General features: G+C 63.5%; 24 protein-coding genes and 1 tRNA gene. 9 read left to right on the top strand and 16 right to left on the bottom strand.

What is annotated here, in order from left to right; genetic code table 11:
* Window positions 1–70: 70 nt before the first annotated feature.
* The gene (locus tag IE071_RS13620; RefSeq protein WP_189441919.1) at window positions 71–1,063 is read left to right on the top strand and encodes a chorismate transformation FkbO/Hyg5 family protein; all 993 of its coding nucleotides are present in this window, start codon (window positions 71–73) and stop codon (window positions 1,061–1,063) included.
* Here the strand turns inward: IE071_RS13620 and IE071_RS13615 are convergent.
* From IE071_RS13615 to IE071_RS13600, 4 genes are all read right to left on the bottom strand, one after another.
* Window positions 1,054–1,290 carry a hypothetical protein gene (locus tag IE071_RS13615; RefSeq protein ID WP_189441917.1) on the bottom strand — a complete coding sequence of 79 codons (237 nt, stop codon included), beginning with the start codon at window positions 1,288–1,290 and terminating at the stop codon, window positions 1,054–1,056. The genes IE071_RS13620 and IE071_RS13615 overlap by 10 nt on opposite strands.
* Window positions 1,291–1,348: 58 nt before the next feature.
* Entirely contained in the window at window positions 1,349–2,722 is a 1,374-nt protein-coding gene (gene glmU, locus IE071_RS13610) for a bifunctional UDP-N-acetylglucosamine diphosphorylase/glucosamine-1-phosphate N-acetyltransferase GlmU (protein WP_189441915.1), read from the bottom strand.
* A 65-nt stretch (window positions 2,723–2,787) separates the two neighbouring features.
* A complete protein-coding gene (locus tag IE071_RS13605) occupies window positions 2,788–3,870 on the bottom strand; it encodes a DUF748 domain-containing protein (RefSeq protein ID WP_189441913.1) in 1,083 nt (360 codons plus the stop codon).
* Between the two features lie 74 nt (window positions 3,871–3,944).
* Window positions 3,945–4,448, bottom strand: a complete 504-nt coding sequence (locus IE071_RS13600) for an energy transducer TonB (RefSeq protein ID WP_189441911.1) — start codon at window positions 4,446–4,448, stop codon at window positions 3,945–3,947.
* 17 nt (window positions 4,449–4,465) lie between these two features.
* Here IE071_RS13600 and IE071_RS13595 point away from each other — a divergent pair, with 17 nt between their 5' ends.
* Window positions 4,466–4,672 carry a hypothetical protein gene (locus IE071_RS13595; RefSeq protein WP_189441910.1) on the top strand — a complete coding sequence of 69 codons (207 nt, stop codon included), beginning with the start codon at window positions 4,466–4,468 and terminating at the stop codon, window positions 4,670–4,672.
* On the opposite strand, the gene IE071_RS13590 is transcribed toward IE071_RS13595, so the two are convergent.
* From IE071_RS13590 to IE071_RS13535, 12 genes are all read right to left on the bottom strand, one after another.
* Entirely contained in the window at window positions 4,662–5,090 is a 429-nt protein-coding gene (locus tag IE071_RS13590) for a F0F1 ATP synthase subunit epsilon (RefSeq protein ID WP_077444773.1), read from the bottom strand. The genes IE071_RS13595 and IE071_RS13590 overlap by 11 nt on opposite strands.
* A 56-nt stretch (window positions 5,091–5,146) precedes the next feature.
* Window positions 5,147–6,559: a F0F1 ATP synthase subunit beta gene (gene atpD, locus IE071_RS13585; protein WP_189441908.1), complete on the bottom strand. Its 1,413-nt coding sequence runs from the start codon at window positions 6,557–6,559 to the stop codon at window positions 5,147–5,149.
* A 78-nt stretch (window positions 6,560–6,637) separates the two neighbouring features.
* Entirely contained in the window at window positions 6,638–7,555 is a 918-nt protein-coding gene (atpG, locus tag IE071_RS13580) for a F0F1 ATP synthase subunit gamma (RefSeq protein ID WP_189441906.1), read from the bottom strand.
* A gap of 73 nt (window positions 7,556–7,628) precedes the next feature.
* Window positions 7,629–9,179: a F0F1 ATP synthase subunit alpha gene (gene atpA, locus IE071_RS13575; RefSeq protein WP_189441903.1), complete on the bottom strand. Its 1,551-nt coding sequence runs from the start codon at window positions 9,177–9,179 to the stop codon at window positions 7,629–7,631.
* A 61-nt stretch (window positions 9,180–9,240) separates the two neighbouring features.
* Window positions 9,241–9,774, bottom strand: a complete 534-nt coding sequence (locus tag IE071_RS13570) for a F0F1 ATP synthase subunit delta (protein ID WP_189441901.1) — start codon at window positions 9,772–9,774, stop codon at window positions 9,241–9,243.
* Between the two features lie 3 nt (window positions 9,775–9,777).
* Window positions 9,778–10,248 carry a F0F1 ATP synthase subunit B gene (locus IE071_RS13565; protein ID WP_189441899.1) on the bottom strand — a complete coding sequence of 157 codons (471 nt, stop codon included), beginning with the start codon at window positions 10,246–10,248 and terminating at the stop codon, window positions 9,778–9,780.
* A gap of 98 nt (window positions 10,249–10,346) precedes the next feature.
* A complete protein-coding gene (atpE, locus tag IE071_RS13560) occupies window positions 10,347–10,646 on the bottom strand; it encodes a F0F1 ATP synthase subunit C (RefSeq protein WP_072762022.1) in 300 nt (99 codons plus the stop codon).
* 81 nt (window positions 10,647–10,727) lie between these two features.
* Entirely contained in the window at window positions 10,728–11,546 is an 819-nt protein-coding gene (atpB, locus tag IE071_RS13555) for a F0F1 ATP synthase subunit A (protein WP_189441897.1), read from the bottom strand.
* Window positions 11,547–11,549: 3 nt separating this feature from the next.
* Window positions 11,550–11,870 (bottom strand): ATP synthase subunit I, encoded by a 321-nt coding sequence (locus IE071_RS13550; protein ID WP_189442089.1) that lies wholly within the window; start codon window positions 11,868–11,870, stop codon window positions 11,550–11,552.
* 300 nt (window positions 11,871–12,170) lie between these two features.
* Window positions 12,171–12,560 carry a phasin family protein gene (locus tag IE071_RS13545; RefSeq protein ID WP_189441895.1) on the bottom strand — a complete coding sequence of 130 codons (390 nt, stop codon included), beginning with the start codon at window positions 12,558–12,560 and terminating at the stop codon, window positions 12,171–12,173.
* Window positions 12,561–12,710: 150 nt separating this feature from the next.
* Window positions 12,711–13,073, bottom strand: a complete 363-nt coding sequence (queD, locus tag IE071_RS13540) for a 6-carboxytetrahydropterin synthase QueD (protein ID WP_189441893.1) — start codon at window positions 13,071–13,073, stop codon at window positions 12,711–12,713.
* Window positions 13,074–13,129: 56 nt separating this feature from the next.
* A tRNA-Met gene (locus tag IE071_RS13535) sits at window positions 13,130–13,206 on the bottom strand.
* A 178-nt stretch (window positions 13,207–13,384) separates the two neighbouring features.
* On the opposite strand from IE071_RS13535, the gene IE071_RS13530 reads away from it, so the two are divergent.
* The 7 genes from IE071_RS13530 to nudC all read left to right on the top strand — a co-directional run bounded on the left by IE071_RS13530 (window position 13,385) and on the right by nudC (window position 17,520).
* Window positions 13,385–13,945 (top strand): RNA pyrophosphohydrolase, encoded by a 561-nt coding sequence (locus IE071_RS13530; RefSeq protein ID WP_189441891.1) that lies wholly within the window; start codon window positions 13,385–13,387, stop codon window positions 13,943–13,945.
* Between the two features lie 58 nt (window positions 13,946–14,003).
* A complete protein-coding gene (locus tag IE071_RS13525) occupies window positions 14,004–14,210 on the top strand; it encodes a (2Fe-2S)-binding protein (protein WP_425503465.1) in 207 nt (68 codons plus the stop codon).
* Between the two features lie 148 nt (window positions 14,211–14,358).
* Window positions 14,359–14,829, top strand: coding sequence for a bacterioferritin (bfr, locus tag IE071_RS13520; RefSeq protein WP_189441887.1), 471 nt, complete (start codon window positions 14,359–14,361; stop codon window positions 14,827–14,829).
* 114 nt (window positions 14,830–14,943) lie between these two features.
* Window positions 14,944–15,696, top strand: coding sequence for a DUF6776 family protein (locus IE071_RS13515; RefSeq protein ID WP_189441886.1), 753 nt, complete (start codon window positions 14,944–14,946; stop codon window positions 15,694–15,696).
* On the top strand, window positions 15,683–16,105 hold the full coding sequence (locus IE071_RS13510; RefSeq protein WP_189441884.1) for a bactofilin family protein: 423 nt from the start codon (window positions 15,683–15,685) through the stop codon (window positions 16,103–16,105). The genes IE071_RS13515 and IE071_RS13510 overlap by 14 nt, the downstream gene beginning before the upstream one ends.
* Before the next feature lie 59 nt (window positions 16,106–16,164).
* The gene (erpA, locus tag IE071_RS13505; RefSeq protein WP_189441882.1) at window positions 16,165–16,533 is read left to right on the top strand and encodes an iron-sulfur cluster insertion protein ErpA; all 369 of its coding nucleotides are present in this window, start codon (window positions 16,165–16,167) and stop codon (window positions 16,531–16,533) included.
* 12 nt (window positions 16,534–16,545) lie between these two features.
* Entirely contained in the window at window positions 16,546–17,520 is a 975-nt protein-coding gene (gene nudC / locus IE071_RS13500) for an NAD(+) diphosphatase (protein WP_189441880.1), read from the top strand.
* Window positions 17,521–17,531 lie beyond the last annotated feature (11 nt).

Raw genomic sequence — 17,531 nt, 5'->3', positions numbered from 1 at the left:
CATTGCCTCCCCCCGGTGGCACTGGGCGCGGAGTGTAACATAGCGCCCTTGTCGTTCCCGGTTGTACTCCATGGTTCAGGGATGTGAAAACCCACTGATTGACCCGCTGCCGCGCCGCGCGCCGCGGGTGTCCTACCGCTACGCCGAGGTCGCCAGCACGCTGGACGAACCCGGCACGCTGGCCTTGTTCGGTTTCGCCGCAGACGCACCGGCAAGCGCCGATCCGCGCTACCTGCAAGTCGCGCTGGAAGGCTTCGACGCACCCGCGCCGCTGGAGCTGTGGCAGGTCGATGCGCCGGTCAGTTGTGGCCGCGACGGTGCATTGCACTGGTCGTCCGGTGGCGGCTGGCTGTTCGCCGCGATCGAGCTGGATGAACGTGAACACGGGGACGCCGCCTCCACAGCGAAGCTGGCCTACGAGCAACTGCACCACTTCGTGGCGGCCCGCGGCGCGCAGCATGTGCTGCGCGTGTGGAACTATCTCGGCGCGATCAATCATGGTGAAGGTGACGCCGAACGCTACAAGCATTTCTGCGACGGCCGCGCCGCCGGCATGGGCGACTTCTTCGTCGAAGGCTTTCCTGCCGCTACCGCGATCGGCCACCACGGCGACCCGCACCGCCTGCAGGTCTACCTGCTGGCCTGCGACCAGGGCGGCTCGCGGGTGGAAAATCCGCGCCAGGTCAGCGCTTGGCGTTACCCGCGCCAGTATGGCCGCACACCGCCGAGCTTCGCCCGCGCGATGCTGCTACCGGCGCTCGATGCACTGGCGATCTCCGGCACCGCCGCGGTGGTCGGGCATGCCTCGGCGCACCACGACGATCTGGACGCCCAGCTCGACGAAACCCTGACCAACCTCGAAGCCGTGCTGGCCAGCGCCGACATGGCCGCCGGCTTCGATACCCACTCGCCGCTGAAAGCCTATGTGCGCCACAGCACCGACGCCCAGCACGTGCGCGATTTCCTCAAGCGCCGGCTGCCCGGCGTACCGGTGCTGCTGCTGCATGGCGACATCTGCCGCAGTGAGCTGCTGGTGGAGATCGATGGCTGGCGCTACGCCTGACCGGATGTGCCACGACCGGCACGGCGTGCAACCCACTCCCAGCCAAGGAAGGTGACGCCCCAATGCAGATAGATCGCGTACAACATGTCGGTGATTGAATGCGCATGCGCTGCCATCGCCAGAAACAGTTGCAGCATGTAGGCCACGGCAGCCAGCGTGATCAGCCAGCCGGCCAGGGTCACTGGCCGATGCACCCAGCCGAACGGAACAAACCAGACCTGCGCCATGTAGCCTCCTGTGCGCGAACGACACGTCCGCGTGGATCACATGATGGCAGTGGTCGACTTACTTCGGCGCCTTCAGCGGCCGCTTCCAGCCCGGAAAGGTTTGCTGCCGGCCACGCGCCACGGTCAACTCACCTTCCGGCGCGTCATGTGTGATCACCGAACCGGCGCCGATGGTGGCCTGTGCGCCGATCGTCACCGGTGCCACCAGCGCGCTGTTGGAACCGATGAAGGCACCATCGCCGATGTGGGTCACGAACTTGTTCACGCCGTCGTAGTTGCAGGTGATCGTGCCGGCGCCGACGTTGACGCCGCGGCCGATCTCGGCATCGCCCAGATAGCTCAGGTGATTGGCCTTGCTGCCTTCACCCAGGTGGGTCTTCTTGATTTCGACGAAGTTGCCCACGTGCACGCCGGCATCCAGTTCGGTGCCCGGACGCAGCCGCGCGAACGGACCGATCGTGCAGGGGCCGTGGGTGACCACGCCTTCGAGATCGCAGTGCGATTGCACGACGGTACCGACCGCCAGCTGCACGTTTTTCAGACGGGTGAAGGCGCCGATGCGTACGTCGTCGCCGAGCACCACATGACCTTCCAGGATTACGTCGATATCGAGCTCGACGTCACGGCCGGCCGCGACCGTACCGCGCACATCGATGCGTGCGGGATCGGCCAGTCGCACGCCGTCGGCCAGTAGCGCATGGGTGGCACGTTGACGATAGGCTGCTTCCAGCTCGGTCAATTGCAGCGGATTATTGGCGCCGGCGGCCTCCACCGGATCGGTGCATTCGACGCTGAGCGCACCACGGCCTTCTTCGGCCGCCATGCCGAAGATGTCGGTGAGGTAGTACTCGCCTTGCGCGTTGTTCCGATCAAGCCGCTTGATCCAGCCGCGCAGCACGATCGCGTCGGCGACCAGGATGCCGGTGTTGACCAGCTTGACGGCGCGCTGATTGGCGTCGGCGTCCTTCTCCTCGACCACCGCGCGCACCTTGCCGTTGCCGTCGCACAGCACCCGGCCGTAGCCCTGCGGATCGGCGAGCCGGGTGGTGAGCAGGCTGAAACCACCTTCGGCCTGCACCAGTTGCTGCAAGGTCTCGCTCCGGGTCAGCGGCACGTCGCCGTACAGCACCAGCACACGCGCCTCCCTGGGCACGCCGCCGAGCGCCTGCTCCACCGCATGGCCGGTGCCCAGTTGCTCGGCCTGCCGCACCCAGCGCAGGTCGGGCTGGTCGGCAAACGCCTCCTGCACCTGCTCGCCGCAGTGGCCATGCACGATATGGATGGCCGCCGGCTGCAGTGCGCGCGCCGCGGCGAGGACATGCCCCAGCAGCGGTCGGCCCGCCAGCGGCATCAGCACCTTCGCGCGTTTCGACTTCATCCGCTTGCCTTCACCGGCAGCAAGGATGATCACGTGCAAGGCTGGAGTTTCCATGTGGGCACCACGGCATCGGGAATCAGTGTACGCGCAGGATACATCGAGTTTTCACGGATCACGATTCAGTGCGTGGTGGTTTCGTCCGCGGGCTTCAGCTCCTTCAGGTGCGGGATGTATGCCTTGACGAAGGCATTGTGCAGCACGCCGAGGATCGCCTGGGACGTGTCCAGCTGCTTGTCATCGATGCGTCCGCTGATCGGCACGCGGGTGGCAAACTGCTCGGTCGCATGGCTCTCGAACAACGAGACCACGCCCTGGGCCAGCGCCTCATAGGCCAGCTTGACCGGCCCCTTCTTGTCCTGCACCACATCCTGCTTCCAGCTGAAGATCTTCAGGTCATGGAAAATCGGCTTGGCATAGCCGTCCAGCTGGCCGTTCCTGGCTTCCAGCTCCATCGTGAAGTCGCCGCTGCCGCCGGCGAAATCCAGCCCGGCATAGGCACGGGCGAGATCGTTGGCCTTGACCAGCTGGATGTTCGAGGCATGCAGCTGGTAGGAAAAATCGCCGAAGTGATTCAGCGGATCGAAGCTGGCCTGGGTCTCGAACGGCGCGTCGCCAAGGACCGTCGCGGTGGCATGCAACTCGGCCACGCGATTGCCATGGCGCCGCTGGATGTTGGTGAGGTTGGTGAGGGTGCCGTTGACGTCGGTCATCTTCAGATCGACGCGTGGGTTCAACACGAAACTCTGGAAAGTCACCGTGCCATCGCTGACGTTGATCTCATCCAGTCGCATCGGCGCCAGCAGCTTGAGCTGGGCGCGCCAGTCCACGCCCTTGCCGGTCTGGCTGTCGCTGTCGCCATGGCCTTTGACAAAATTGATCGTGGGTGCGCTGAAACTCACCTTGCCACGAAACACACCATGGCTCAGCGCGAACCAGCTGAGCTCGATATCGGCACGCCGGGTATCCAGCAGAGGCGCCGGCAGCGTGCCGGTCGTCTTGACGATACGCAGCTCATTGATGGTGTAGGCACCGCGCCAGAGATGCAGGTCGATATCCGCGATCTGGCCGTGGTAGTCACCCATCCGGTCCATGCGGACGTTGAGATAGTGCCGCACCGCGTAGGGCAGCAGCGCGCGTGCGATCACCAGCAGCAGGATGACGACCAGCAGCCGACCAAGATGTCGGCGGTGATGAGGCTTCATGAGGTCGATCCGCGGCGCAAGTCAGCGGATTGTAGATACCGGCATGTGCGCGCGGCGTGGATGACTCGCAGCCGCTACGGATACGCTGCCCCGGAGGGTTCCATGGCGACGGAGGGTTGGCCGGCGTGGCACTCGAAGCGGAACACGTAGACCTGGCGAAACGGGCTGGTCTCGCTGTCCACCTGGTGGGTGTCACCGTTGGCGTCGGCAGCCCAGTGTTCGATCTGCAGTGGAGTGAAACGCCATTGCAGGGCTGCGGCGCGCACGGCGGCAAAGAACTGTTGCCAGGGCGGCGGGGCCTCGTCTATCACGATCCCGCGCACGTCGCTGACCCTGCCGGTCCTGTCCACGACCAGCTGTGCATCCACCTCCTGCGATGGGGAACAGGCGGCGAGTTGGCTGGCCGGATAGCGCGGCGTCACCGGCTTCACGAGTGTGGCACCCATGGAAACAGCACCCAGCGCCAGGTGATAGCGCGTCGTACCCGGCGGTGGCGGCATCCGCCACGAAGCGTCGCCCCGCGACGGCGGCGCGATGCGCGGTGAACTGGCGCAACCAGCCAGCAACAGCAGCAGCATGCAACCTGCGCACCGCCATGGAACTGCCCCGCGTGCCATGCGCGTCGCCCTTCAATCGGCCAGTCGACATCGTGCCCACGCAAAAACGCCGGCACAAGGCCGGCGTCCGTTCATTATTGCTAGTCGTCAGCGAAGCGACCGATCTTATTGAAAGTGCGGCCACGGATGGCCGCTTTTTGATTCTGGTTTTGCGCTCAAGGACGAGCGCACAAATTAATGTTTGAGGTTCTTGCGCAGACGCTCCAGCGCCTGCAGCTGGGTCATCGCCTCGACCAGCTTGGCCTGGGCTTCGGCAATGTCCACCGCGTCGGTGCGGTGGGCCAGCGCGTCTTCGGCTTCCTTCTTGGCGCGCTGCGCGGACGCCTCGTCCAGATCGGACGCGCGTGCGGCGGTGTCGGCCAGCACGGTGATCACCTGCGGCTGCACTTCCAGGATGCCGCCGGACACCCAGAACTGCTGGCGCTCACCACCGGCCAGCACCACGTCGACGTGGCCCGGCTTGAGGCGGGTGATCAGCGGGGCGTGGCGGGGCGTGATGCCCAGCTCGCCCAGTTCGCCGGTAGCGACCACCATCACGGCGTCGCCGTGATAGATCTCGGCCTCGGCACTGACGATGTCGACGCGTATGGTTTGGGTGGTCATGACTCAGATTCCGAATGCGTAAGACACAGGGCGGACTGAAGGTCCGCCCTCGAGGATCAGGCAGCCTTCTTGGCGCCCATGTCTTCGGCCTTCTTGACCGCCTCGTCGATGCTGCCGACCATGTAGAACGCCTGCTCCGGCAGATGGTCGACATCGCCGTCGACGATCATCTTGAAGCCGCGGATGGTTTCCTTCAGCGGCACGTACTTGCCCGGCGAGCCGGTGAACACTTCGGCCACGTGGAACGGCTGCGAGAAGAAGCGCTCGATCTTGCGCGCGCGCGACACGGCCTGCTTGTCTTCTTCGGACAGCTCGTCCATGCCGAGAATCGCGATGATGTCCTTCAGCTCCTTGTAGCGCTGCAGCGTACCCTGCACGCGGCGGGCAACGTCGTAGTGCTCGACGCCGATCACGTTCGGGTCCAGCTGACGGCTGGTGGAATCCAGCGGATCCACCGCCGGATAGATACCCAGCGAAGCGATGTTGCGGCTCAGCACCACGGTCGCGTCCAAATGGGCGAAGGTGGTGGCCGGCGACGGATCGGTAAGGTCATCCGCGGGAACGTACACAGCCTGGATCGAGGTGATCGAGCCGGTCTTGGTCGAGGTGATGCGCTCCTGCAGCACGCCCATTTCCTCGGCCAGCGTCGGCTGGTAACCCACCGCCGACGGCATACGGCCGAGCAGCGCGGACACTTCGGTACCGGCCAGCGTGTAGCGGTAGATGTTGTCGACGAAGAACAGCACGTCACGGCCCTTGCCGGAAGCGTCCTTCTCGTCGCGGAAGTACTCGGCCATGGTCAGGCCGGTCAGCGCCACGCGCAGACGGTTGCCCGGCGGCTCGTTCATCTGGCCGTACACCATCGCGACCTTGTCGAGCACGTTGGAGTCTTTCATCTCGTGGTAGAAGTCGTTGCCCTCGCGGGTACGCTCGCCCACGCCAGCGAACACGGACAGACCTTCGTGTGCCTTGGCGATGTTGTTGATCAATTCCATCATGTTGACGGTCTTGCCCACGCCGGCGCCGCCGAACAGGCCGACCTTGCCGCCCTTGGCGAACGGGCACATCAGGTCGATCACCTTGATACCGGTTTCCAGCAGGTCGTTCGCGGCCGCCTGGTCGTCGTAGCTCGGCGCCTCGCGATGGATCACCCACTGATCCTGCTCGCCGATCGGGCCGGCTTCGTCGATCGGGTTGCCGAGCACGTCCATGATGCGACCGAGCGTGGCCTTGCCGACCGGCACCTTGATGCCTTCGCCGGTGTTGCGGGCGATCAGGTTGCGGCGCAGGCCGTCGGTGGAACCGAGCGCAATCGTACGCACGATGCCGTCGCCCAGCACCTGCTGCACTTCCAGCGTGATCTCGGTGCCGTCGATCTTCAGTGCGTCGTACACCTGCGGTACCTGATCGCGCGGAAATTCGACGTCGATGACCGCGCCGATGATCTGAACAACTTTACCCTGGCTCATGGAATGCTCCGGATGGATCTTTTAGTGTCTGTGTCGGCGCCGCTCACGCGTCGCCATGAATAATAGGTTGGGTACTGCTTAAACCGCCGCGGCGCCGCCGACGATTTCCGAGATTTCCTGGGTGATCGCGGCCTGACGCGCCTTGTTGTAGACGAGCGTCAGTTCACCGATCACCTTGTTCGCGTTGTCCGACGCGCTCTTCATCGCCACCATCCGCGCAGCATGCTCGCTGGCCAGATTCTCCAGCGACGCCTGGTACACCACCGACTCGATGTAGCGACCCAGCACGTGCTCCAGCACGGTCTGTGCATCGGGCTCGTAGATGTAGTCCCAGTCGTGGCTCGCTTCCAGCTTGACGCCGGCATAAGCCGACTCGCCGGCGGCCTGGTGCGCCTCCATTTCCGACGCCACCAGCGGCAGCGGCAACAGTGCGTCGATGGTCGGCTTCTGCGTCATGGTGTTGACGAAGTCGTTGTAGGCGAGGAACACGCGATCCAGACCGTTGGACGTATAGGCATCCATCATCACCTTGATCACGCCGACCAGCTGCTCCAGCTTCGGCCTCTCGCCGAGATGGCTGACGCTGCCGATCAGGTTGACACCTTTCAGTCGGCGGAAGAACGAGATCGCCTTCTGGCCGATCGCCACCACGTCGACCTGCACGCCCTGCTGCTGCCACTCGGCGATCGCCGGCAACAGGCGACGGAACAGGTTGGAGTTGAGGCCGCCGCACAGGCCGCGATCAGTCGACACCACGATGTAGCCGACCCGCGCCACTTTCTCGCGCTGGGTCAGGAACGGATGGCTGAAATCGGTGCTGGCCTGGGCCACGTGCGCGATCACCTTGCGCATCGAGCGGGCATACGGACGCGAGGCCTTCATCATGTCCTGCGCGCGACGAATCTTTGCCGCAGAGACCATTTCGAGCGCGCGCGTGACCTTGCGCATGTTCTGCGTGCTCTTGATCTTGGTTTTGATTTCGCGTCCGCTGGCCATGCTTTATCCGCTCGTTATGCTCGCTGGTGGGAAGGGAGAACGCTGTCCGCCCTTCCGATTCACTACTACCGACTTACCAGCTACCGGTTTTCTTGTACTCGTCCAGCGAGGCCTTGAAGGTGGCTTCGATGTCGTTGTTCCAGTCGCCGGTGGCCACGATCTTGTTCATCAGCTCGGCATGGTTCTGGTGCATGAACGCGTGCAGACCCTTCTCGAACGGCAGCACCTTGTTAACCGGCAGGTCGTCGAGGTAGCCCTTCTCGGCGGCATACACCGACAGCGCCAGCTCGGCGATCGACAGCGGCGAGTACTGCGCCTGCTTCATCAGTTCCGTAACGCGCTGACCACGGTCGAGCTGGGCGCGGGTGGCCGGGTCCAGATCCGAAGCGAACTGTGCGAACGCGGCCAGCTCACGGAACTGCGCCAGTGCCAGCTTCACGCCGCCGGACAGCTTCTTGACGATCTTGGTCTGCGCAGCACCGCCGACGCGGGACACCGAGATACCGGCGTTCACGGCCGGACGGATACCGGCGTTGAACAGGTCGGTTTCCAGGAAGATCTGGCCGTCGGTGATCGAGATCACGTTGGTCGGCACGAACGCCGACACGTCGCCGCCCTGGGTCTCGATGATCGGCAGCGCGGTCAGCGAGCCGGTCTTGCCCTTCACGGCGCCGTTGGTGAACTTCTCGACGTATTCCTCGGACACGCGCGATGCGCGCTCGAGCAGACGGCTGTGGAGATAGAACACGTCGCCCGGATAGGCTTCACGGCCCGGCGGGCGCTTCAGCAGCAGCGAGATCTGGCGATAGGCCACGGCCTGCTTGGACAGATCGTCATACACGATCAGCGCGTCTTCGCCGCGATCGCGGAAGTACTCGCCCATCGCGCAACCGGAATACGGCGCGACGTACTGCAGCGCGGCCGACTCGGACGCCGAGGCGACCACGACGATGGTGTTGGCCAGTGCGCCGTTCGCTTCGAGCTTGCGCACCACGTTGGCCACCGACGAACGCTTCTGGCCGATCGCGACGTAGATGCACTTAATGCCGGAATCCTTCTGCGCGATGATCGCGTCGATCGCCAGCGCGGTCTTGCCGGTCTGGCGGTCGCCGATGATCAGCTCGCGCTGGCCGCGGCCAACCGGGATCATCGCGTCGACCGACTTGTAGCCGGTCTGCAGCGGCTGGTCGACCGACTTGCGCCAGATCACGCCCGGCGCGACCTTCTCGATCGCCGCATTGAGCTTGGCGCCCAGCGGGCCCTTGCCGTCGATCGGGTTGCCCAGCGCGTCGACGACGCGGCCGAGCAGTTCCGGACCGACCGGCACTTCGAGGATGCGGCCGGTGGTCTTGGCGGTATCGCCTTCGCGCAGGTGCTGGTATTCACCGAGCACCACCGCGCCGACCGAGTCGCGCTCAAGGTTCAGCGCCAGCGCAAACGAGTTGCCCGGGAGCTCGATCATTTCGCCCTGCATCACATCGGCCAGGCCGTGGATGCGCACGATGCCGTCGGACACGCTGATGATCGTGCCTTCGTTGCGTGCTTCCGCGCCGAGCTTGAACTGCTCGATGCGGTTCTTGATCAGTTCGCTGATCTCGGACGGATTCAAAGTGGTGCTGGACATGGCAAGTTTTCCTGGGATTCGCGCCGCATGAGCGGCACCCGATAGGTTTTGATTCTTTGGATCAGTGCGAAAGCGCGCTGGCCAGCTGCGCCAGGCGTCCGCGAGCGGAGCCGTCGATCACCTGTTCACCGGTATCGATCACCACGCCGGCCAGCAGCGAGGCATCGACCCGGGTTTCCAGTTCGATCTCGCGCTTGAAGCGGCGCTTCAGCGACACCTTGAGCTGCTCGGCCTGCGCCGCGTCCAGGGCCATCGCGCTGGTCACCTTGACCAGCAGCTGCGACTCGGACTCACGCTTGAACGCTTCATACAGATCGGCCACTTCCGGCAGCAGCGCCATGCGACGCTGCTCGGCCATCTCGGTGAGGAACTGTGCGAACGGCGCATCGGCGGCCATATCGGCCGGCAGATGCAAGGCCACCAGCTGTGCCGGCAGCACCCGCGGATCGGTGCCGAGATCGGCCACGCGCGAATCCTTCGCCACTTCGGCGGCGAAGGCCAGCGCCTGCGACCATGCCGCCAGCGAACCGGCCGCATGGGCCACTTCGAAGGCGGCGCGCGCGTACGGACGAGCGAGGGTGATTGCCTGGGCCATCGATCAGATCTCGGCCGCGAGCTGGTCGAGCAGGGCCTTGTGCGTCGACGCATCGACTTCGCGCTGCACGATCTTGCTGGCACCCTGCACCGCCAACGCGCCCACCTGCTCGCGCAGCAGGTCACGGGCACGCTGGGCCATCGACGCGATGTCGTCCTGCGCGCTCGCCTTCAGCCGGTTGATCTCGGTGACCGCTTCGCCACGGGCCTTGTCGATGATCTGGTTGGCCTGCTGCTGGGCCTTGTCGATGATCTCGGAAGCCTGTTGACGGGCCACCTTGATCTCGGCCGCGACCTTGTGGTCGGCGTCCTTCAGCTCGGCATGCGCACGCTCGGCCGCATTCAAGCCTTCGGCGATCTTGATCTGCCGATCTTCGATGGCCTTGTTGATATGCGGCCAGATGAAGTGGACACAGAACCAGATCAGGATGGCGAACGAAATCATTTCGCCAATCAGAGTGCCGTTGGGAAGCATCGCTGCGTTACCTGTAAATGCTGAATATCACGAACAATGACGCCGGAGCGTCTTTGCAAAATGCGGCGCCGCCGAAGCGGCACCGTGGATTGGCTTGCTTAGTGACCAGCAGCGGTGGACGCCGCGCTCATCACGTTCGACAGCAGCGGGTTGGCCACGGCGAAGTACATCGCCAGCGCCACGCCGATCAGGAACGCCGCGTCGATCAGACCAGCGAGCAGGAACATGCGGCCCTGCAGCAGCGGCACCAGCTCCGGCTGACGGGCAGCGGCTTCGAGGAACTTCGAACCCATGACGCCGATACCGATACAGGCACCGAGTGCACCGAGGCCGATGATCAGACCCAGCGCGATGGCGGTGAAGGACTGCACTTGAGCAATATGAGCGATGAGTTCCACGACGGTCTCCTGAGAAATTGAAACTTGAAAGATCTAATGGTTGAAACGGATGATTCGAAAAACGCGATTCGATAAGCGTGATCAGTGGTGATCGTGTGCCATCGAGATGTACACGATCGTCAGCACCATGAAGATGAAGGCCTGGATGCCGATGATCAGGATGTGGAAGAGGCCCCACACCGTGTAACCGATGATGCCAGCGCCATACAACGCCCAGCCTGCCAGGCCCGCACCAGCACTGAACAAACCGGCGATCAGCATGAACACCAGCTCGCCTGCATACATATTGCCGAACAGTCGCATCGCCAAGCTCACCGGCTTGGACAGCAGCTCGACCAGGTTCAGCGCGAAATTGGGAAGCCACAGCAACGGGTGCTTGCCAAACGGCGCGGTGAACATCTCGCTCATGTAGCCGCTGAAGCCCTTGGCCTTGAAGCTATAGAAAATGATCAACACGAACACCGTGATCGACATCGCGAACGTCATGCTGGTATCCGCCGTGGGTACCGCACGGAAATGGCCGACGCCGAACATCTCGGTAATCCACGGAATCAGATCGACCGGCAGCAGATCCATCGCATTCATCAGGAAAACCCAGACGAACACGGTCAGCGCCAGCGGCCCAAGGAAACGGCGATCGCCGTGGAACACGTCCTTGACCTGGCCGTCGACAAACTCCAGCACGATCTCGACGAAGGCCTGGCCCTTGCCCGGCACGCCAGCCGTGGCCTTGCGTGCCTTCAGCCAGAACAGCAGGCAGAACAGCACGCCCAGCACCAGCGACACGGTGATCGAGTCGATATGCACCGCCCAGAAACCACCGTTGCTCGCATGCGGCGTGAGGTGGGTGAGGTGGTGCTGGATGTATTCGGTGAGTCCGCCTTGTGGCTCGCTTGCCATGTCTCAACCCTTGAATCTGAACGCCAGCAGATAAACCGCGTAGGCAGCCACCAACCCCGTGATGGCGGCCAGTGGCGGCAACTTGAATTGAACCAGGATCATGATCAGCCCCCCGACGATCACGATCCATTTAAGGATCATGCCCGTCAGCAAGCGGCTCAACGCCATGCCAGCCCCGCTCAGCCCGCTGAAGAAGCGCGCCGACAGCAGCGCGGTACCCAGCGCCACAATCGCCGCACCTGCAGCAGCTGACACTGCTTCGCGGCGCCCCAGCGCCAGGAAAGCAAGGCCAGCCAACATCGCCACAGCAAGCTGCAGCAGCATGATGCGCAAGGCGAGACGTCGACCAGAGGCAAGACTATTGAGCACGTAACGTCTCCGCGCGGTTTCCACCAGGCGGCACCGATACAGCTACGGGCCACGATCCAATCCGCAAAAGTATATCAGTGCGGCGAATGCAGCGACAAGCTGTGCGACCTGCGACATCCTGTCCCGTCGCCCGAAAATTCAGCCTATGCCCCGTTTCGCCGCTGCGCGTGTCCTTTTGCGGTAGCACATACAAACAGGGCCGAACACGAAGTTCGGCCCTGTTTTATCGCTGTGAAACGCGACGATGCAGCGAAATTACTTGGCGGCAGCCTTCTTGGCAGCAGCCACCGGCGCGGTGACCGCGTCGTTGGCAGCCTGACGCTGCTCCTGCACGAGCGCATTCAGCGACTCGGCGGTCTTCTGCGTGATGGCCAGGATCTCCTGCGAGACAGCCACCGAACGCTCGGCGTTGTCACGGCTCAGGCTGGTGCCCTTTTCCCACAGGCTACGCAGGCCGTTGACGTCACGGGTTTCCAGCGCTTCGGCAACGAACTCGGCCGAAACCTTGGACTGCTGCTCGAGCGCCTTGAGCTGCAGCTCGGCGACCGTCTCCAGACCCTTCAGGGCCAGCGCCTGCGCCTTGAACGCGCTGTCGGTGAACTGCTTGGTGAAAGCGAAAATCTGGTTGTTGATCTGCTGCGTCATGATCTTGTCCTCACGGAGGATTGGGTAGTGGGACGCACTCTAGCAGCAACTTTTGTGCAGTGCAATATATTTTTCCGTTCCGGCAAGACCATTAAGAAAAAATTCATGCAAACCGGTTGTTTATGACAATTTGAAAAATATCGCGTCGCGTCAAAAACTGTCCCGGCTGCAGCTGGCACCCGACGTACAGGTCTCATGCACGACCACCTTGTCCAGTCCCGGCAGGCGCGGCAGCAGCCGCTGCCAGATCCAGCGTGCCAGCATCTCGCTGGTTGGATTCTCCAGCCCCTCGATGCCGTTGAGGTAGTAGTGGTCAAGCTGGTCGTACAGCGGCGCGAACGCCGTCTTCAGATCGGCAAAGTCCATCACCCAGCCCAGCTGCGGATCAGGCTCGCCCGTCACATGGATCTCGATGCGGAACGAATGCCCGTGCAGTCGCGCACACTTGTGCCCGGCTGGCACGTTCGGCAGCCGATGCGCCGCCTCGAGCTGAAACACTTTGAAGATATGCATGGCGAACGCCTGCGTGCAGATGATGTGTCGGCGGCAGAAAACACGCACGACGCGTTTGGTGGCTATGGGTGGACTCGAACCACCGACCCCAGCATTATGAGTGCTGTGCTCTAACCAGCTGAGCTACATAGCCTTGAGGAATCCCGCCATGCCGCATCAGAGCGATACGGGCGGGGCGCGGCAGTGTAGTCGTGTAGCCCCGCCGGTTCAAGTCTGCCGCTTGCCGCTGCTTCGCGCGCTGTGGTTGAATCGGCTCAAGACTGGATGCGGTCTTGCGCGGCGAACCGCGCCGTACGACTCCAGGAGGCTACATGATTGATGTTGATGGCTATCGTCCGAATGTCGGCATCGTGCTGCTGAATGCAGCCGGCCAACTGTTCTGGGCGCGCCGGATCAATCGTGATGGCTGGCAGTTTCCGCAGGGTGGCATGCGCTCGGACGAAACCCCGCTGGAAGCGATGTACCGCGAGCTGGAAGAAGAAACCGGGCTCGCCGCGCATCACGTCGAAGTCATCAGTGCCACCCACGGCTGGCTGCGTTACCGCCTGCCGAACCGGTATGTACGCCATCACCAGCGGCCTACCTGCATTGGCCAGAAGCAGGTGTGGTTTCTGCTCAAGCTGGTTGGCGGCGAGGATGCCCTGAAGCTGGATGCGTGCGACAAGCCGGAGTTCGATCTGTGGCGCTGGGTCGACTTCTGGTACCCGGCCGCGCACGTCGTTAATTTCAAGCGGCAGGTCTACGAGCGGGCCCTGCGCCACTTCGCACCCTTGGTGGAGAGCCTGTGCAGCGTCGAACTCGGCACGCTGCCGCCACGGGATACTGCCGATACTCCGCCGACCGGGCCACGTGACGGCCGCGAAGCGGCCTGAACGGATTCAACAGCAACTGATAGCCGGATTGTTGACAATCATTCGCATTCGCGTTCTTATACGCGCCATGTATATCTGTCTGTGCAACGCCGTTACCGATCATGACATCCGCCGCGAAGCGGCCGATGGCGTGCATTCGTTTGCCGAATTGCAGGCGCGCACCGGCTGTTCCGATTGCTGCGGCTGCTGCGAGCAGGAAGCACGTGCCACGCTCGACAAGGCGGTTTCGCAGGTGCTGTGCCAGCTGCCGCTCGCTGCGGCCTGAGCCCTCCCCTCCCGCTCCATCCCAATCAGCCAGCCGGCCGCTTGGCCCATACACATTCGATGTACGGGCAAACCATTGCCATTCGCATTTCGTCCGCGGCTGCGCGGACTTTGTATAGTCGGCGTCGTTTGTCGAAGGGAGAAAGACCATGAAAGGTGATGCCAAGGTCATCGAGTTCCTCAACAAGGTGCTCTACAACGAGCTGACCGCGATCAACCAGTACTTCCTGCATTACCGGATGCTCAAGGACTGGGGCTATGCCGAGCTGGCCGAGCACGAGTACAAAGAATCGATCGAGGAGATGAAGCACGCCGATCATCTGATCGAGCGCATCCTGTTCCTCGACGGCCTACCGAACCTGCAGCATCTTGGCAAGCTGCGCATCGGCGAGAATGTGCTGGAATCGCTGCAGGGCGATCTGGATCTGGAACTGGCCGCCGTGGTCGATCTGCGCGCCGCGATCGCACATAGCGAAGGCATTGCCGACTACATCAGCCGCGACCTGTTCAAGGACATCCTGCACGACGAGGAAGAACACATCGACTGGCTGGAAACCCAGTTCAGCCTGATCAAGGACATCGGCGCGGAGCGCTACCTGCAGAGCAAGATGCAGAGCTGAGCCATATCGTGCGCGGCAACGCCGGGTGGCGCTGCCGCATTGAAGCGTGCACCGGTTCCTTGACGCTTTCCTCGCCGCAGGGCTATACCTTCGGTTTTCCCCGGAATGGCCCGCATGGCTTCACGACCACCGCCACGTTTCGTCGTGCGTCAGCACGATGACGTCGGCCATCGACGGCGCTGGTGGTGGCTTGGTATCGCGTGGCTGGTTAGTCTGTTGCTAATCGGTCTGATCGTCGGCACCTTGACTCGCCGTGCTATGCCCGCCGCTATCGACCTGCGCCAGCAACGCGTCCTGCAGGGGCGGATTGGTGACCTCGAGCAGCAGGTCGCGAATCTGCAGCGCGCTGCCCAGGTCAATGAGGTCGCCACCCGTTCGTTGCGCGGCACGTTGGCTCAACGCGAGGAAGAACTCAGCGGTTTGCGTGCCGATCTGGGTTTCTATGCGCGGTTGGTCGGTGGCGATGCCCAGCGGCAGGGCTTGAAGTTGCAGGAGGTGAAGCTGCAGCCGATTACCGGTTCGCGCGGCTGGAATCTCACCCTGAGCCTGACTCAGAACGCGAAGCGTGGCGACGAAACCACCGGCAACGCGACGATCAGCGTGGAGGGTTTGCGCGGCGACAAGGCGGTTACCCTGGCGTGGCCGGCGCTGAGCGATGCCACACAGAAAGATGGCCTGCCATTCCGTTTCATGTATTTCCAGCAGTTGCACGGCACCATCGTGTTGCCGGCAGATTTCCGCCCCACGCGACTGCGCATTCTCATTCAGCCCGCCAGCGGCGATCCGGTCGACCGTACCGTCGCCTGGGGCGCCGCACTGAGCGGCAATATCACTACTGCCGAGGGGGATCACGATGCTCAACCGTAAACGCAACGATCGCAACCACACCAGCCACGAGACCAGCCTGATTGCCCGCGGCACGCTGATCCGCGGCGATCTGCGCTTCAGCGGCGCGCTGCATCTGGATGGCCGCATCGAAGGCACCGTACTGGGCGAAGGCGACGATGCCATGTTCACGCTCAGCGAGTATGGCCAGGTACACGGCGAGATCCGCGTGCCGCAGGCCGTGATCAACGGCCACGTGACGGGTGATGTGTATGTCAGTGCCCGGCTGGAACTGGCGCCGCAGGCGCGCATCGACGGCGACTTGCGCTATCACACGCTGGAAATGGCCGCCGGCGCCCAGGTCAACGGACGCATCTCGCGCCAGGCCGAGGAGGCGCAGCGTGAGTTGCCGGCACCGGATGCCGAGCTCGACGAGGCCGTGCCGGCCTGAACGTACCTGTCTGAACCGGTATGCTTGCGCTTGTCCGTCACGACCCCATCTAGATGACCATGGAAACTCTCGTCGCGATCCCCGATTACCGCAGCAGTGGCGCGCCGCTGCTGTTCACCGCGGCCGCCGCACACAAGGTGCATGAGCTGATTGCCGAAGAAGGCAACCCGGCGCTGAAGCTGCGGGTGTACATCAGCGGTGGCGGCTGCTCGGGATTCCAGTACGGCTTCACCTTCGATGAAGCCCAGGCCGAGGACGACTTTGCGGTCGAGCGTGAAGGCGTCACCCTGCTGTGCGATCCGCTGTCACTGCAGTACCTCACCGGCGCGCAGATCGACTACGCCGAGAATCTCAGCGGCTCGCAGTTCGTCATCAGCAATCCGAACGCCAAGACCACCTGCGGCTGCGGCTCCTCGTTCTCCACCTGAGCGGATCGTTCCATGGATCGGGCCAAGCTGCCGCGTCCCAACACTTTCGCCGGGCTCAGCCTGATCCTCGACCGGATCGCCGAGCGGCGCGATGAATCTGCGTGGGTTACCGAACAAGCCAACTCGACCCAAGCGCGTTATCTGCTGCTGGATGCCGCCGGCGAAGCGTTCATGCGGCGCGATCGCGAAGGGCTGCGCTGGCTCGATACCCATGAGCGCGCGCAATGGCTAGCCGACGTACCGACGACCCTGCTCGGCATCGCCGATCAGCGGCCGCATTTTCTGCTGGTATTGGACGACGCCCATCGCATCGACGAACTGGAAAACGCGCTCGACGCGCGCCGCATGAATCTGCGCAGTGCCGGCCTGCGTCTGGCGGCAGACGAGGCAGGCCTGTTCGCGTATGCCAAGGGTCTGTCGCACTGGCAGCGCGAGACGCGCCATTGCGCCCGTTGCGGCGCGCCGCTGCAGCTGGTTGCGGCCGGCCATCGCGCGCAATGCACCAATCCGGACTGCGCGCGCCTGCATTTCCCGCGCACGGATGCCGCCGTCATCATGCTGGTCGAGCACGACGGCGCCTGCCTGCTCGGCCGCCAGGCCAGTTGGCCACCTGGCCGTTACTCGACGCTAGCTGGCTTTGTCGAGCCGGGTGAATCGCTGGAAGACGCGGTGCGCCGCGAAGTGGCCGAGGAAGCCGGCGTCATCGTCGATGAAGTGCACTATCACTCCTCGCAGCCGTGGCCGATGCCTGCCTCGCTGATGGTCGGCTTCATCGCCACCGCGGTGTCGCGCCGGATCGACATGCGCGACCACGAACTGGAGGACGCGCGCTGGTTCACGCCGCAGCAGATCGTCGACGGCATCGCCGAGGGCAGCTTCGTGCCTTCCACGGCGCTGTCGGTGTCGTACCGGTTGCTGGCGTACTGGTTGCAACAACGCGCCGGACTGGATCTGGACCAATTGGCCGCAGCTATCCCTTCGGGTTGATCCAGGTCGGA

It is taken from the genome of Rhodanobacter panaciterrae (genome assembly GCF_014651895.1).
Classification (GTDB): Bacteria; Pseudomonadota; Gammaproteobacteria; order Xanthomonadales; family Rhodanobacteraceae; genus Rhodanobacter; species Rhodanobacter panaciterrae.
This window is presented reverse-complemented; position numbering and strand designations above follow the sequence as displayed.

Excerpts from the sequence above, each read along its gene's own strand:
- IE071_RS13620 (WP_189441919.1), top strand. The coding sequence starts at position 71 with ATGGTTCAGGGATGTGAAAACCCACTGATTGACCCGCTGCCGCGCCGC.
- IE071_RS13615 (WP_189441917.1), bottom strand. The coding sequence starts at position 1,290 with ATGGCGCAGGTCTGGTTTGTTCCGTTCGGCTGGGTGCATCGGCCAGTG.
- glmU (WP_189441915.1), bottom strand. The coding sequence starts at position 2,722 with ATGGAAACTCCAGCCTTGCACGTGATCATCCTTGCTGCCGGTGAAGGC.
- IE071_RS13605 (WP_189441913.1), bottom strand. The coding sequence starts at position 3,870 with ATGAAGCCTCATCACCGCCGACATCTTGGTCGGCTGCTGGTCGTCATC.
- IE071_RS13600 (WP_189441911.1), bottom strand. The coding sequence starts at position 4,448 with ATGCTGCTGCTGTTGCTGGCTGGTTGCGCCAGTTCACCGCGCATCGCG.
- IE071_RS13595 (WP_189441910.1), top strand. The coding sequence starts at position 4,466 with ATGGAACTGCCCCGCGTGCCATGCGCGTCGCCCTTCAATCGGCCAGTC.
- IE071_RS13590 (WP_077444773.1), bottom strand. The coding sequence starts at position 5,090 with ATGACCACCCAAACCATACGCGTCGACATCGTCAGTGCCGAGGCCGAG.
- atpD (WP_189441908.1), bottom strand. The coding sequence starts at position 6,559 with ATGAGCCAGGGTAAAGTTGTTCAGATCATCGGCGCGGTCATCGACGTC.
- atpG (WP_189441906.1), bottom strand. The coding sequence starts at position 7,555 with ATGGCCAGCGGACGCGAAATCAAAACCAAGATCAAGAGCACGCAGAAC.
- atpA (WP_189441903.1), bottom strand. The coding sequence starts at position 9,179 with ATGTCCAGCACCACTTTGAATCCGTCCGAGATCAGCGAACTGATCAAG.
- IE071_RS13570 (WP_189441901.1), bottom strand. The coding sequence starts at position 9,774 with ATGGCCCAGGCAATCACCCTCGCTCGTCCGTACGCGCGCGCCGCCTTC.
- IE071_RS13565 (WP_189441899.1), bottom strand. The coding sequence starts at position 10,248 with ATGCTTCCCAACGGCACTCTGATTGGCGAAATGATTTCGTTCGCCATC.
- atpB (WP_189441897.1), bottom strand. The coding sequence starts at position 11,546 with ATGGCAAGCGAGCCACAAGGCGGACTCACCGAATACATCCAGCACCAC.
- IE071_RS13550 (WP_189442089.1), bottom strand. The coding sequence starts at position 11,870 with ATGCTGCTGCAGCTTGCTGTGGCGATGTTGGCTGGCCTTGCTTTCCTG.
- IE071_RS13545 (WP_189441895.1), bottom strand. The coding sequence starts at position 12,560 with ATGACGCAGCAGATCAACAACCAGATTTTCGCTTTCACCAAGCAGTTC.
- queD (WP_189441893.1), bottom strand. The coding sequence starts at position 13,073 with ATGCATATCTTCAAAGTGTTTCAGCTCGAGGCGGCGCATCGGCTGCCG.
- IE071_RS13530 (WP_189441891.1), top strand. The coding sequence starts at position 13,385 with ATGATTGATGTTGATGGCTATCGTCCGAATGTCGGCATCGTGCTGCTG.
- bfr (WP_189441887.1), top strand. The coding sequence starts at position 14,359 with ATGAAAGGTGATGCCAAGGTCATCGAGTTCCTCAACAAGGTGCTCTAC.
- IE071_RS13515 (WP_189441886.1), top strand. The coding sequence starts at position 14,944 with ATGGCTTCACGACCACCGCCACGTTTCGTCGTGCGTCAGCACGATGAC.
- IE071_RS13510 (WP_189441884.1), top strand. The coding sequence starts at position 15,683 with ATGCTCAACCGTAAACGCAACGATCGCAACCACACCAGCCACGAGACC.
- erpA (WP_189441882.1), top strand. The coding sequence starts at position 16,165 with ATGGAAACTCTCGTCGCGATCCCCGATTACCGCAGCAGTGGCGCGCCG.
- nudC (WP_189441880.1), top strand. The coding sequence starts at position 16,546 with ATGGATCGGGCCAAGCTGCCGCGTCCCAACACTTTCGCCGGGCTCAGC.